The following is a 14513-nucleotide window of genomic DNA, read 5'->3' as shown; positions in this document are numbered from 1 at the left end:
GCCGGACGGCAAAGCGAGCGTCCGGCACGCTGCTAAGCTGAAGCTTGCTCTGCCGCTGCGGCAGTCGAGGAGGTCGAATGATCCGCTCCATGCTGTACGCCACCGACCTCGGTGTCTACGCCCCTTTCGTGATGCAACACGCGCTGGCCCTGGCGCGCACGTTCAGTGCCGAGTTGTATGTAATACACGCGGTAGAGCCGATGGGCCAGTTCGCCGAATCCCTCCTGCAAAGTTACCTCGATGAGCAGACGCTCGACCAGTTGCACAGCCAGGGGGTGAATACCGTGATGGCGAACATAGAGCAGCGTGTGCTGGAAAACTTTCGTGACGAGTTGGGCGAAGAGGCTGACCTGGCGGTGATCAAGGCCGTGCGGGTGCGGCAGGGTGACCCGGCACAGGTGATTCTCGACCAGGCCCAGCGGCTAAGTGTCGACCTGTTGATATTCGGTAGCCACAGTGCGGGTGCCGGGGTGGATGTACCGCTGGGGCGCACGGCGGTGCGGCTGCTGCAGCTGTCGCCGGTGCCCGTGTACATGGTGCCCTTGGCGCAGCATCTAGGGCGTAGGAAGGCATGAAGATAGGTGTAGGCCGTTTCCGTGGGCATGTAACAAAATAGTTCTAGATTTATTTCAGAAACCACTAATATAGTTATATATCGTCGCTGCCTGCTGCTGCGGACTCATCGCTGAACCGAGGGAAACCTATGAAGCTTCAACAACTGCGCTACATCTGGGAAGTGGCGCACCATGACCTCAACGTCTCCGCGACGGCGCAGAGCCTGTATACCTCCCAGCCAGGGATCAGCAAGCAGATCCGCCTGCTCGAAGACGAGTTGGGTGTTGAAGTCTTTGCCCGCAGCGGCAAGCATTTGACCCGCGTTACCCCGGCCGGTGAGCGCATCATCAATACCGCAGGCGAAATCCTGCGCAAGGTCGAGAGCATCAAGCAGATTGCCCAGGAATTCTCCAACGAGAAGAAGGGCACACTGTCCATCGCCACCACCCACACCCAGGCGCGCTATGCGTTGCCGCCGGTTATCAGCAGCTTCATCAAGCAGTATCCGGAAGTGTCCCTGCACATGCACCAGGGTTCGCCCATGCAGATTGCCGAGATGGCTGCGGACGGTACGGTCGACTTCGCCATCGCTACCGAGGCGCTGGAGCTGTTTGGCGACCTGATCATGATGCCGTGCTACAAGTGGAACCGTTGCGTCGTGGTGCCACAAGGCCACCCGCTGGCCAAGCTGCCGAAATTGACCCTGGAAGCAGTCGCCGAATACCCGATTGTCACCTACGTGTTCGGCTTCACCGGGCGCTCGAAGCTGGATGAGGCTTTCAATCACCGCGGCCTCACGCCAAAGGTAGTCTTCACCGCGGCTGACGCCGACGTGATCAAGACTTATGTACGCCTGGGGCTGGGCGTGGGTATCGTTGCCGGCATGGCTGTGGATGCCAAGCTCGACAGTGATTTGGTGGCGCTGGATGCCAGTGAGCTGTTCGAAGCCAGTATCACCAAGATCGGCTTCCGTCGCGGTACCTTCCTGCGTGGCTTCATGTGCGACTTCATCGAGAAGTTTGCCCCGCACCTGACCCGTGAAGTGATGGCCAAGGCCATTCAGTGCCATAACAAGCAAGAGCTGGAAGAATTGTTCGAAGGCGTCGAGCTGCCGGTGCACTGATTCGGGAATGATGGGGCCGCTTTGGGAGTAACTGCCTACCTCAATTTCTAAAAGCTGGCGCGATCTCTGTGGGAGCGGGCTTGCCCGCGAATACGGGCGAAGCCCCTGCCATCCACCGCGGTGTCTTCTTCGCGGGTAAACCCGCTCCTACAGACCGCCAGGACTAGCTCAAGCCTTGCTGATCAGGTTGCCCGCATGCAACCCGCATTCCTTCTGCGTCGACTCCTCCCACCACCAGCGGCCTTCACGCTCATGCTGGTTCGGCAGCACCGGGCGGGTGCACGGCTCGCAGCCAATGCTGATGAAACCGCGCTCGTGCAGGCTGTTGTACGGTAGCTCGAGCATGCGGATATAACCCCATACCTCTTCACTGCTCATCTGTGCCAGCGGGTTGAACTTGTACAGCGTGCGCTCAGGCGTGGAGAAGGCGCTGTCGATCTCCAGTGCCGCCACCTGGCTGCGGGTGCCCGGGCTTTGGTCGCGGCGCTGGCCGGTGGCCCAGGCGCTGACGGTGGCCAGCTTGCGTCGCAGTGGCTCGATCTTGCGAATGCCGCAGCACTCACCATGGCCGTCCTTGTAGAAGCTGAACAGGCCCTTTTCCTTGACGAAAGGGTCGAGCTTGGCGCGGTCTGGGCTTAGGATCTCGATCGGCAGGTTGTACTGTTCGCGTACCTGGTCGATGAACCGGTAGGTCTCCGGGTGCAGGCGCCCAGTGTCGAGGCTGAATACCTTTACCTGCTTGTTCAGCTTCCAGGCCATGTCGACCAGCACCACATCCTCGGCGCCGCTGAAGGAAATCCACAAGTCATCACCGAAGTGCTCGAAGGCAAGCTTGAGAATGTCCTGCGGGGACTTGTTGGCATAGGTCGCGGCGAGGGCGGCGACGTCGAAGGGTTGGCTCATCAGGCGGTTTCCATCTTGGCTGTGGCGCTGTGCGCTCGTAGTAGGGGGATGGTAACAAAAAAATGCGGTCTGGAAGGGCTCACAAGCCCTGCAGGGTCTGCATCAGCACCCGCACTTTGGCTATCGACTCTTCATACTCGGCCTGCCATTGCGAGTCGGCTACCACCGCGCCGCCGCCCCAGCAACTGACCTGGCCATCTTTGATCAGCAAGCTGCGAATGGCGATCGAACTGTCCATCTCGCCGCGTACATCCACATACAGCAGCGAGCCGCAGTACAGTGCGCGGCGCGATGGTTCCAGTTCGTCGATGATCTGCATGGCGCGAATTTTCGGTGCGCCGGTGATCGAGCCGCCCGGGAAGCTGTCACCGATCAGGTCCAGCGCATCCTTGTCGCTGGCCAGCTGACCGGTGATGCTGCTGACCAGATGGTGCACGTTGGGGTAACTCTCCAGGCTGAACAGTTCCGGCACCTTCACTGAGCCGATCTCACACGTGCGCCCCAGGTCGTTGCGCAGCAGGTCGACGATCATCAGGTTTTCCGAGCGGTCCTTCGGGCTGTGCAGCAGCTCTTGGGCATTACGCTCGTCTTCAGCCGGGTCGCTGGCGCGTGGGCGGGTGCCTTTGATCGGCCGGGTTTCCACCTGGCCTTGGCTGACGCGGATGAAGCGCTCGGGCGAAAAGCTCAGCAGGGTACTGCCGTCGGCCAGTTGCTGGTAGCCGGAGAAGGGTGTCGGGCAGGCTTGGCGCAGGGCCTGGTAAGCCCGCCATGGATCGCCTTGGCAGGGCGCGCGAAAGCGTTGGGTGAGGTTGATCTGGTAGCAGTCACCGGCCTGAATGTAGCGTTGTACCTGGTCGAACGCTGTTTTGTACTGCTCGGGCTCCAGGTCGCCGACCATCGGTGCGAGCAGCCGAAAGTCGCCGGTGGTGGCGCTGGTATTCTGGAACAGGCTGATCAGGCGTTCGCGTTCGTCACCTGCCAGGCTCGGATGGAACACCAGCTGGCTGGTGCCAAGCAGATGATCACTGACCAGTGCCCAGGCATACAGCCCCAGTTGTGCGTCAGGCAGGCCGAGGTCGTCCACGGCCAGGCTTGGCAGGTGTTCCAGGCGGCGGCCGAAGTCGTAGCTCAGGTAGCCGATCAGGCCGCCGGCGAAGGGCAGTTCTACACCGTTGGGCAAGTTGGCGTGGCCCAGTTGTGCCAGGCCAGCGCGCAGGCGCTGGAGGAAGGCGCGGCCATCTTCATCGGGCTGCGCCTTCAGGTGTTGCAGCGGCCAAGCGCTTATCAGGTCGAAACGACCGCGCTCGGCGCCGGGGCGGGCGCTGTCGAGCAGGATCGCACCGGGTGCCTGGCGCAGGTGGGCGAAATAGGCGGCAGGGTCGGGCTGGTAGGGCAGGGGGTGTAGCGTGCAGGTCGGCATCAGTATGGACGGCGATGTAAAAGCGAGGAGGGCGATTGTAGACCTGTGCAGGAAAAGCGCCTAGCGCTGGGTACGACATTCAACATTGTGTTTGGCCCGTACGCAGCACAAGGTAGCGCCTGCAGGTCGAGCGAAGCGCTTGAACCCGGTGCAGTGCTTGCAGGCGCTACCTTGTGCTGCGATGGGCTGCAAAGCAGCCCTGTATTTCAGCGGTTAGGCACATGCCCGAACAGACCCTGTGCTACCCGCACCCGCTGTTCGGCGTCTTCGGTCACACCGTCCTTGGCCAGTGCTTCGATGTGCGCCTCGATGGCATGGGTGCGCTGCGTCAGGCCGCAATCGTTGGCGATCTGGATGTTCAGCCCCGGGCGGGCGTTGAGCTCCAGAATCAGCGGGCCCTTGTCCTGGTCAAGCACCATATCCACGCCGATATAGCCCAGGCCACACAGTTCATAGCAGCCAGCGGCCAGCTTCATGAAACCGTCCCAGTTCGGCAGTTGTACGCTGTCGACCGCGTTGGTGGTGTCCGGGTGCTTGCTGATGATGTTGTTCAGCCAGGTGCCGCGCAGGGTCACGCCGGTGGCCAGGTCGACACCCACGCCGATGGCGCCCTGGTGCAGGTTGGCCTTGCCGCCGGACTGGCGAGTCGGCAGGCGCAGCATGGCCATCACCGGGTAGCCCATCAGCACGATGATGCGGATGTCCGGCACGCCTTCGTAACTGATGCTCTTGAATATCTGGTCCGGGGTCACGCGGTACTCGATCAGCGCGCGGTCGCGGTGCCCGCCGAGGGAGTAAAGCCCGGTGAGGATGCTGGAAATCTGGTGCTCGATTTCCTCGTGGCTGATGATCTTGCCCGACACCGTGCGGTAGCGGTCCTCGAAGCGGTCGGCGATTACCAGAATGCCATCACCGCCGGCGCCTTGCGCCGGCTTGATGACGAAATCGCTGCGCCCGCCAATGATCTGGTCGAGCTTCTCGATCTCTTTTTCAGTCTCGATGATGCCGTACATTTCCGGCACATGGATGCCGGCTGCCAGTGCGCGCTCCTTGGTGATGATCTTGTCGTCGACGATCGGGTACAGGCTGCGCTTGTTGTACTTCAGCACGTAGTCCGCGTTACGTCGGTTGATCCCCATGATGCCCCGGGCCTCCAGGGCTTTCCACGTCTTGATCAGACCAAACATCAGGAGTCAGCCTTATTCAGGAAGGCTTTGAAGCGCACGAGCTCGGTCAGGCGGTAGCCGCGATAGCGGCCCATCGCCAGCATGAAGCCCACCAGGATCAGCAGCACCGCCGGGAAGGTGAACACGAAGTACACCAGTTCCGGCACCATCATCAGCAGGTGTGCCAGGGATGCTGCGAACAGGGTGCCGATGGCCACTTTCATGGCATGGCCGCCACCACGCTCTTCCCAGGTGATCGACAGGCGTTCGATGGTCATGGTCAGGATCACCATCGGGAACAGCGCTACCGACAGCCCGCGTTCAAGGCCCAGCTTGTGGCTGAACAGACTGATGGCGGCAATCAGCACCACGACAAAGGTCAATACCACCGACAGGCGTGGCAGCATCTGCAGCTTGAGGTGTTCCAGATACGAGCGCAGCGACAGGCCCAGGGCAGTGATCACTGTGAACAGCACAATACCGAAGCCCAGCTGGGTTTCGCGGAACGCCAGGGCGATCAGCACCGGGGTGAATGTGCCCAGTGTCTGGATGCCGATCAGGTTGCGCAGCACCAGAATCACCAGCACGCCGATCGGGATCATGACCATGATCATGAAGGTTTGCTGGGTTTGCAGCGGCAGGCCGTACAACGAGTATTCGAGGAAGTCGGCGTCGGTGTTCTCGTCGGTCAGCTTGGCCAGGCGGATGGCGTTCATCTCGCTGTTGTTCATGCTGAAGGTGACGTTGGCCTTCTTGCCGCCATCGACGGTAATGAGGTTGTCGTCACCGGTCCACCACAGCAGGCGGTCGCTCGGCAGGCCTTGCTCACCGGTGTCCGGGTTGAAGTACAGCCAGTCGTCGCCGTTGAAGCTGCGCAGCCACAGCTCCGGGGTTTGCGGCGTGTCGGCCAGCAGGCGGATGGTGTGTACTTTCTCCATCGGCACGTGGGCGATCGACAGCAGCAGGTCGATGACCTGGGCCTTCTTCATCGCCGAAGTGTCGCCGGCCAGCAGCAGCTTGACGTTGTCGTCGTTGAGGTTGTTGACCCGCTTGATGGTCTCGCTGACGAAGGTCTCGACGTCGGCCGAGTGCTGACGTATCGGCGCCATCAGGGCTTCGGCGGCAATCTTTTCGGGGCCTTCGACGGCCAGGCTGTCGCGGAAAGTCGGGCCTTTGACCTTGGTCTTCTCGCTGCTGTAGCGTTTGGTGAGTACCAGGCGGTAGTAGAGGGTCTGGTTGCCGCTGGCACGACGTGCTGACCAGGTAACCTTGCGGTTGCCGTCGGCACGGTTGATGCTCACCCCGTAGTTGTTGGAGATGAAGCTCTCGTTGAGGCTGACATAGTCGCGGTTCAGCGGTGGCACGAACATCTGCACCTTGACCGGGTCCTTGCTGTTGGCCACGAACTCGACCTTGGCGTCGATGTTCCACAGGTCGTCGGTTTCATCCTCGGTCACCGGGATGCCGAGCACGAAGATCTGATAAGCCGTGACCGCCACGCCCAACAGCACCAGCACGGTGATCAGGACTTTCAGATGGAGGGTAAGAGAGCGCATCGGGATTACTCTGCTTTGGGAGCGTCGGTGGCACAGGCAGGTTTGCCGGCCGCGTATTTAAGGCTTGGGTCAACCAGTGCGTCGAAGTGCTTGAGCGCCTCGGAACCGATCAGCAGCGGGAACTGGAAGGCGCTGCGGTCGGTGAGGTTGACTTCGATGGTGCGCCTGGCCTGGCCCATGCAGATTTCGAGTTCGATGACCGGGCGGGCCGTGTAGGCCTTGCCCGATTCGGCATCATAGTCGCCGGCTCGGCGCTTGATCTTGCTGACGCGTGCCAGCGGGCGTTCGATCGGGTGCGAATGGGCCGCATCGATGGCGAGGTAGAAGCGTACCCAGCTTTCGCCATTGCGCTTGAACCGCTTGATGTCGCGGGCACTGAGCGACGCGGTCTTGGCACCGGTGTCGAGCTTGGCGGCCACTTCCAGATCCAGGTCGCCCAAATGCGCGTATTCGTTGAGACCATACACGGTCTTGCCCGCAGCCTGGCCAAGGGCCGGCAGCAGGGTGAGGCACAGCAGCAATAAAACGGGTGTAAGTCTCATATTCCTGGCGCGGTGCATTGCAAGGTTCTAGGCAAGGTTCAGGTCAAGGTGACTGGCAATTACTGCGCAAGCTTCCTCGTTTATCTGTCAGCAAGCATGAATGCATGACAGACAGGCTATCCATACCCCATCGGAGGCGCGGCATTCTATCACGCCGACGTCTTGACGCCAGCGGTGCGCGATCTGACAGCGTTGACGTGGTGTTAGTTCGCGATTAGACGATTGTCGACAATTTTCATTTTGTCTTTGACTTGCTGGTCTTGATTGGCTAGTTTTTGACGAAGAGTTTTAAAAGGTGTCGACAATATGCAGGACCTTTCCACCCCCGGCCCGGTGCTGACAGACGAAACGGAAACCCTCTCCGAAAACGTCTTCCGGCGCATCCAGGCGGCCATTGTCAAGGGTGAGATCGCCCCCGGCAGCAAGATCTCCGAGCCGGAACTGGCGCGCACTTATGGCATCAGCCGCGGGCCGCTTCGCGAGGCTATCCACCGCCTTGAAGGCCAGCGCCTGCTGGTGCGTGTGCCGCATGTGGGCGCGCGGGTGGTATCGCTCAACCACGCCGAGCTGATCGAGCTGTACGAAATCCGCGAGTCGCTCGAAGGCATGGCCTGCCGCCTGGCCGCCGAACGCATGAGCCAGGCCGACATCGACGAACTGCGCCGGGTGCTCGACACCCATGAGCGCGATGCCGCGTTCCAGGCCGGCCTGGGCTACTACCAGCAGGAAGGCGACTACGACTTCCATTACCGGATTATTCAGGGTAGCGGCAACCAGACCCTGGTCAAGATGCTCTGCGGCGAACTGTATCAACTGGTGCGCATGTACCGTATCCAGTTCTCCGCCACGCCCAACCGGCCACGCCAGGCCTTTGCCGAGCACCATCGCATTCTTGATGCCATCGCCGACCGTGACGGCGAACTGGCCGAACTCCTGATGCGTCGCCACATCGGCGCGTCCAAGCGCAATATCGAGCGTCACTACCTGGACGCCCACAACAACAGCACACGAGGTGAGAAATGACAGTCAAGAGCACCCCCGGTCAGCGTTTCCGTGACGCCGTTGCCGCTGAACATCCGCTGCAGGTGGTTGGCGCCATCAACGCCAACCATGCGTTGCTGGCCAAGCGTGCCGGCTTCAAGGCCATCTACCTGTCTGGTGGTGGCGTGGCCGCCGGCTCCCTGGGTTTGCCAGACCTGGGCATCACTGGCCTGGACGACGTGCTCACCGACGTGCGTCGTATCACCGACGTGTGCGACCTGCCGCTGCTGGTGGATGTCGACACCGGCTTCGGTGCTTCGGCCTTCAACGTTGCCCGTACCGTGCGCTCGATGAGCAAGTTCGGCGCTGCCGCCATCCATATCGAGGACCAGGTTGGCGCCAAACGTTGTGGCCACCGTCCCAACAAGGAAATTGTCAGCCAGCAGGAAATGGTCGACCGTATCAAAGCTGCCGTCGATGCCCGCAGCGATGACAGCTTCGTGATCATGGCGCGTACCGACGCGCTGGCCGTTGAAGGCCTGAACGCCGCCCTGGACCGTGCCGAGGCGTGCGTCGAGGCTGGTGCCGACATGATCTTCCCGGAAGCCATCACCGAACTGCAGATGTACAAGACTTTCGCGGATCGGGTGAAGGCACCGATCCTGGCCAACATCACCGAGTTCGGTGCCACGCCGCTATACACAACCGAAGAGCTGGCCTCGGTCGACGTCTCGTTGGTGCTGTATCCGCTGTCGGCGTTCCGTGCCATGAACAAGGCGGCCGAGAACGTGTACACCGCGCTGCGCCGTGACGGCACGCAGAAGAATGTGATCGACACCATGCAGACCCGCATGGAGCTCTACGATGCCATTGGTTATCACGCCTTCGAGCAGAGCCTCGATGCACTGTTTGCCCAGAAGAAGGGCTAAGCGCCAGCGCCCGAATTAGCCAGAAAGCATCCATAACAAATTCAAGAAAGGAGAAACACCATGGCCGAAGCAAAAGTACTCAGTGGCGCAGGCCTGCGTGGCCAGGTGGCCGGCCAGACTGCACTGTCGACCGTGGGCCAGGCCGGTGCCGGGCTGACTTACCGTGGTTATGATGTGCGCGACCTGGCCGCCGGTGCCGAGTTCGAAGAAGTCGCCTACCTGCTGCTGTACGGCGAGCTGCCAACCCAGGCCGAGCTGGCCGACTACAAGCACAAGCTCAAGGGCCTGCGTGACCTGCCGCAAGCCTTGAAGGAAGTGCTTGAGCGCATCCCGCGCGATGCCCACCCGATGGACGTCATGCGTACCGGTTGCTCGGTAATGGGCACCCTTGAGCCAGAACTGACCTTCGAAGCCCAGCGCGACAAGACTGATCGCCTGCTGGCGCTGTTCCCGGCCGTGATGTGCTACTGGTACCGCTTTACCCACCATGGCGTGCGCATCGACTGCACCAGTGATGAAGACACCCTGGGTGGTCATTTCCTGCACCTGCTGCACGGCAAGAAGCCGAGCGAGCTACACGTCAAGGTCATGAACGTGTCGTTGATTCTCTACGCTGAACACGAATTCAACGCCTCGACCTTCACTGCCCGTGTCTGTGCCTCGACCCTGTCTGACTTGTACTCCTGCGTTACCGCAGCCATCGGCTCGCTGCGTGGACCGCTGCACGGCGGTGCCAACGAGGCAGCGATGGAACTGATCGAACGCTTCCAGAGCCCGCAGGAAGCCACCGCCGAGCTGCTGCGCATGCTCGAGCGCAAAGACAAGATCATGGGCTTTGGCCATGCCATCTACAAAGAGTCCGACCCGCGCAACGAGGTGATCAAGGGCTGGTCGAAACAGCTGGCTGACGAAGTGGGTGACAAAGTGCTGTACCCGGTTTCCGAAGCCATCGACAAGACCATGTGGGAGCAGAAGCGCCTGTTCCCCAACGCCGACTTCTATCATGCCTCGGCGTACCACTTCATGGGCATTCCGACCAAGCTGTTCACCCCGATCTTCGTCTGCTCGCGGCTGACCGGCTGGGCGGCGCACGTCTTCGAGCAGCGCGCCAACAACCGCATCATCCGCCCGAGCGCCGAGTATGTCGGCGTCGAGCAGCGCCAGTTCGTGCCGATCGAGCAGCGCTGAATAGCTACAGAGAGGCAGCCCGTTTCCCATGTGGGAGCGGGCGTGCCCGCGAATGCGCCCGACCGGGCAACCCTATTGCACCTGCTGACGCATTCGCGTGCACGCCTGCTCCCACAGGTACGGTGAAACCTTCCGATTCCTGTGACCGAGCCTGATTCCATGATGAACACTGCATACCGCAAGCACCTGCCAGGCACTGACCTGGACTACTTCGATGCCCGTGCGGCGGTCGAGGCGATCAAGCCCGGCGCCTACGACGGCTTGCCATACACGTCACGCGTGCTCGCCGAGAACCTGGTGCGCCGCTGCGACCCCGCTACGCTCGATGCCTCGCTGAGCCAGCTGATCGAGCGCAAGCGCGATCTCGACTTCCCGTGGTTCCCGGCCCGCGTGGTGTGCCATGACATCCTTGGTCAGACTGCGTTGGTCGACCTTGCCGGCCTGCGTGACGCCATTGCCGACAAAGGCGGCGACCCGGCCCAGGTCAACCCGGTGGTGCCGGTGCAACTGATCGTCGACCACTCGCTGGCCGTCGAGTGCGGTGGTTACGACCCGCAGGCCTTCGAGAAGAACCGCGCCATCGAAGACCGCCGCAACGAAGACCGCTTCCACTTCATCAACTGGACCAAGAAGGCGTTCAAGAACGTCGACGTGATCCAGCCGGGCAACGGCATCATGCACCAGATCAACCTGGAGAAGATGTCACCGGTGGTCCACAGTGACCACGGCGTCGCCTACCCGGACACCTGCGTCGGCACCGACAGCCACACGCCGCATGTCGATGCACTGGGTGTGATCGCCATCGGCGTAGGCGGCCTGGAAGCCGAAAACGTGATGCTCGGCCGCGCCTCCTGGATGCGCTTGCCGGAAATCGTCGGCGTCGAGCTGACTGGCAAACTGGCCCCGAACATCACCGCCACTGACCTGGTCTTGGCCCTGACCGAGTTCCTGCGCAAGCAGAAAGTGGTCGGTGCTTACCTGGAGTTCCATGGTGAGGGTGCACGTGCCCTGACCTTGGGCGACCGCGCCACCATTTCCAACATGGCCCCGGAATACGGCGCCACTGCGGCGATGTTCGCCATCGACCAGCAGACCATCGACTACCTGCGCCTGACCGGCCGTGAAGAGCAGCAGGTCAAACTGGTGGAAACCTACGCCAAAGCCACCGGCCTGTGGGCCGACAGCCTGGGCGCTGCCGTCTATGAGCGCACCCTCAGCTTCGACCTGTCGAGCGTGGTGCGCAACATGGCCGGCCCGTCCAACCCGCACGCCCGTGTCGCCACCAGCGACCTGGCCGCCAAGGGCATTGCCGGCAACTGGGAAGAAGTGCCGGGGCAAATGCCTGATGGTGCGGTGATCATCGCCGCCATCACCAGCTGCACCAACACCAGCAACCCGCGCAACGTGATTGCTGCAGGCCTGATTGCACGAAATGCCAACAGGCTGGGCCTGGCCCGCAAGCCGTGGGTCAAGTCGTCGCTGGCGCCAGGCTCCAAGGCCGTGCAACTGTATCTGGAAGAGGCCGGCCTGGAAAAAGAGCTGGAGCAACTCGGTTTCGGCATCGTCGCCTTCGCCTGCACCACCTGCAACGGCATGTCTGGTGCCCTGGACCCGGTGATTCAGCAAGAAATCATCGACCGCGACCTGTATGCCACCGCCGTGCTGTCGGGTAACCGCAACTTCGACGGGCGTATCCACCCGTATGCCAAGCAGGCCTTCCTCGCCTCGCCACCACTGGTGGTCGCCTATGCCATTGCCGGCACCATCCGCTTCGACATCGAGAAGGATGTGCTGGGCGTGGTCGATGGCAAGGAAATCCGCCTGAAGGATATCTGGCCCAGTGATGAAGAGATCGAAGCCGTGGTGCGTGCAGCGGTCAAGCCGGAGCAGTTCCGCAAGGTGTACATCCCGATGTTCGCCATCGAGGAAGACCGTGGGCCGAAGGTGGCGCCGCTGTACGAGTGGCGCCCCATGAGCACCTATATTCGTCGCCCTCCCTACTGGGAAGGCGCCCTGGCCGGCGAGCGCACGTTGCGTGGCATGCGCCCGCTGGCGGTGCTGCCGGACAACATCACCACCGACCACCTGTCGCCGTCCAACGCCATCATGCTCGACAGTGCCGCCGGTGAATACCTGGCGAAAATGGGCCTGCCGGAAGAGGACTTCAACTCCTACGCCACTCACCGGGGTGACCACCTGACCGCCCAGCGCGCCACCTTCGCCAACCCCAAGCTGTTCAACGAAATGGTGCGCAACGACGATGGCAGCGTGAAGCAGGGCTCGCTGGCGCGTATCGAGCCGGAAGGCAAGGTTACCCGCATGTGGGAGGCGATCGAGACTTACATGCAGCGCAAGCAACCGCTGATCATCGTTGCGGGTGCCGACTATGGCCAGGGTTCGTCGCGCGACTGGGCGGCCAAGGGCGTGCGCCTGGCGGGTGTCGAGGCAATTGTCGCCGAAGGCTTCGAGCGCATTCACCGCACCAACCTGGTAGGCATGGGCGTGCTGCCGCTGGAGTTCAAACCGGGCACCGACCGCAAGACCCTGGGTCTGGATGGCAGCGAGACCTATGACGTGCTGGGTGCGCGCACGCCACGGGCGACCCTGACCCTGGTGGTTACCCGCGCCAATGGCGAGCGCCTGGAGGTGCCGGTGACCTGCCGTCTGGACACCGCCGAGGAAGTGTCGATCTACGAAGCGGGCGGGGTGCTGCAGCGCTTTGCCCAGGACTTCCTCGAAGCGACCGCCTAACCAAGAGCAGCGCGGTCCTGTGTAGGCGCGGTCAAACCCGCGCCTACAGAGGCTGTGCAAGACAGGAATTGAACATGGCACATGTACCGCAAGTGAAAATCCCCGCCACCTACATCCGCGGCGGCACCAGCAAAGGCGTGTTCTTCCGCCTGCAAGATCTGCCCGAGCAGGCGCAAATTCCAGGTCCTGCCCGCGATGCGTTGCTGTTGCGGGTAATCGGTAGCCCCGACCCTTACGGCAAGCAGATCGACGGCATGGGCGGCGCCACGTCGAGCACCAGCAAGACCGTGATCCTGTCGCAAAGCATCAAGCCCGAACACGATGTCGACTACCTGTTCGGCCAGGTCAGCATCGACAAGGCCTTCGTCGATTGGAGTGGCAACTGCGGCAACCTGTCCGCTGCGGTCGGTTCGTTTGCCATCAGCAGTGGCCTGGTCGACCCGGCGCGTATTCCACGCAACGGTATCGCCACGGTGCGTATCTGGCAGGCGAATATCGGCAAGACCATCATCGCCCACGTCCCGATCACTGAAGGTGAAGTGCAGGAAACCGGTGACTTCGAGCTGGACGGGGTCACCTTCCCGGCGGCCGAGGTGCAGCTGGAGTTTCTCGACCCTGCAGCCGATGAAGACGGCGGTGGCGGTGCCATGTTCCCCACCGGCAAGCTGGTCGATGACCTGGAAGTCCCGGGGGTCGGCACGTTCAAGGCTACCTTGATCAATGCCGGTATCCCGACCATTTTTGTCAATGCTGCCGATATCGGTTACACCGGTAGCGAACTACAGGACGCCATCAACGGCGACCCGCAGGCGTTGCTTCGTTTCGAGACCATCCGCGCCTATGGCGCCGTGCGCATGGGGCTTATCGACAACGTCGACCAGGCTGCCGGGCGTCAGCACACGCCGAAAGTGGCGTTCGTCGCACCGCCGAGCACCTACACTGCGTCCAGTGGCAAGGCGGTGCAGGCCGGTGATATCGACCTGCTGGTGCGGGCCTTGTCGATGGGCAAGCTGCACCATGCCATGATGGGTACGGCTGCGGTGGCAATTGGCACCGCGGCGGCCATTCCGGGCACGCTGGTCAACCTCGCCGCTGGCGGGGGCGAGCGCAGCGCTGTGCGTTTCGGTCATCCTTCTGGCACCCTGCGGGTCGGGGCCGAGGCGCGCCAGGTGAATGGTGAGTGGACGGTAACCAAGGCAATCATGAGCCGCAGTGCTCGAGTGCTGATGGAGGGCTGGGTTCGCGTGCCTGGCGACAGCTTCTAACGCACCACTGGCGCTCGGCTTTAGTTCGTTGGGGCCGCCAAGCGGCCCTTCGCGGGCTTGCCCGTTCCCACAGGGTAACCACAGGTTCTGAATGCCGTGGTCAACCTGTGGGAGCGGGCAAGCCCGCGAAGGGC

12 protein-coding genes are annotated in these 14513 nt (G+C 62.0%); 7 read left to right on the top strand and 5 right to left on the bottom strand.

Annotated features, from left to right (window positions below; all coding sequences use genetic code 11):
* Positions 1-77 precede the first annotated feature (77 nt).
* Together QCL51_RS15920 and cysB are read left to right on the top strand one after the other, a co-directional pair.
* Positions 78-575, top strand: a complete 498-nt coding sequence (locus QCL51_RS15920; protein ID WP_021782885.1) for a universal stress protein — start codon at positions 78-80, stop codon at positions 573-575.
* Positions 576-703: 128 nt separating this feature from the next.
* Complete coding sequence (gene cysB / locus QCL51_RS15915) at positions 704-1678, top strand: HTH-type transcriptional regulator CysB (RefSeq protein ID WP_010953293.1); 975 nt, start codon at positions 704-706, stop codon at positions 1676-1678.
* A gap of 168 nt (positions 1679-1846) precedes the next feature.
* Here cysB and QCL51_RS15910 read toward each other — a convergent pair whose 3' ends face one another.
* The 5 genes from QCL51_RS15910 to QCL51_RS15890 all read right to left on the bottom strand — a co-directional run bounded on the left by QCL51_RS15910 (position 1847) and on the right by QCL51_RS15890 (position 7265).
* Positions 1847-2581 (bottom strand): phosphoadenylyl-sulfate reductase, encoded by a 735-nt coding sequence (locus QCL51_RS15910; RefSeq protein WP_003250299.1) that lies wholly within the window; start codon positions 2579-2581, stop codon positions 1847-1849.
* A 79-nt stretch (positions 2582-2660) separates the two neighbouring features.
* A complete protein-coding gene (pabB, locus tag QCL51_RS15905) occupies positions 2661-4001 on the bottom strand; it encodes an aminodeoxychorismate synthase component I (protein ID WP_021782884.1) in 1341 nt (446 codons plus the stop codon).
* A gap of 206 nt (positions 4002-4207) precedes the next feature.
* The gene (locus QCL51_RS15900) at positions 4208-5188 is read right to left on the bottom strand and encodes an alpha-L-glutamate ligase-like protein (RefSeq protein WP_021782883.1); all 981 of its coding nucleotides are present in this window, start codon (positions 5186-5188) and stop codon (positions 4208-4210) included.
* On the bottom strand, positions 5188-6723 hold the full coding sequence (locus QCL51_RS15895; RefSeq protein ID WP_021782882.1) for an inactive transglutaminase family protein: 1536 nt from the start codon (positions 6721-6723) through the stop codon (positions 5188-5190). Before QCL51_RS15895 ends, QCL51_RS15900 begins: the two co-directional genes overlap by 1 nt.
* A gap of 5 nt (positions 6724-6728) precedes the next feature.
* Positions 6729-7265 carry an ATP-dependent zinc protease gene (locus QCL51_RS15890; protein ID WP_021782881.1) on the bottom strand — a complete coding sequence of 179 codons (537 nt, stop codon included), beginning with the start codon at positions 7263-7265 and terminating at the stop codon, positions 6729-6731.
* A gap of 306 nt (positions 7266-7571) precedes the next feature.
* Here QCL51_RS15890 and QCL51_RS15885 point away from each other — a divergent pair, with 306 nt between their 5' ends.
* The 5 genes from QCL51_RS15885 to prpF all read left to right on the top strand — a co-directional run bounded on the left by QCL51_RS15885 (position 7572) and on the right by prpF (position 14379).
* The gene (locus tag QCL51_RS15885; RefSeq protein WP_021782880.1) at positions 7572-8288 is read left to right on the top strand and encodes a GntR family transcriptional regulator; all 717 of its coding nucleotides are present in this window, start codon (positions 7572-7574) and stop codon (positions 8286-8288) included.
* Complete coding sequence (gene prpB, locus QCL51_RS15880) at positions 8285-9175, top strand: methylisocitrate lyase (protein ID WP_012053054.1); 891 nt, start codon at positions 8285-8287, stop codon at positions 9173-9175. The genes QCL51_RS15885 and prpB overlap by 4 nt, the downstream gene beginning before the upstream one ends.
* A 60-nt stretch (positions 9176-9235) precedes the next feature.
* Positions 9236-10363, top strand: a complete 1128-nt coding sequence (gene prpC / locus QCL51_RS15875) for a 2-methylcitrate synthase (RefSeq protein WP_021782879.1) — start codon at positions 9236-9238, stop codon at positions 10361-10363.
* 162 nt (positions 10364-10525) lie between these two features.
* A complete protein-coding gene (acnD, locus tag QCL51_RS15870; RefSeq protein WP_338444893.1) occupies positions 10526-13114 on the top strand; it encodes a Fe/S-dependent 2-methylisocitrate dehydratase AcnD in 2589 nt (862 codons plus the stop codon).
* Between the two features lie 74 nt (positions 13115-13188).
* Positions 13189-14379, top strand: coding sequence for a 2-methylaconitate cis-trans isomerase PrpF (gene prpF / locus QCL51_RS15865; protein WP_021782877.1), 1191 nt, complete (start codon positions 13189-13191; stop codon positions 14377-14379).
* The last annotated feature ends 134 nt before the right edge of the window (positions 14380-14513 follow it).

The sequence above is a fragment of the Pseudomonas sp. LTR0 genome, assembly GCF_036630035.1.
GTDB classification, from domain to species: domain Bacteria; phylum Pseudomonadota; class Gammaproteobacteria; order Pseudomonadales; family Pseudomonadaceae; genus Aquipseudomonas; species Aquipseudomonas putida_Y.
This window is presented reverse-complemented; position numbering and strand designations above follow the sequence as displayed.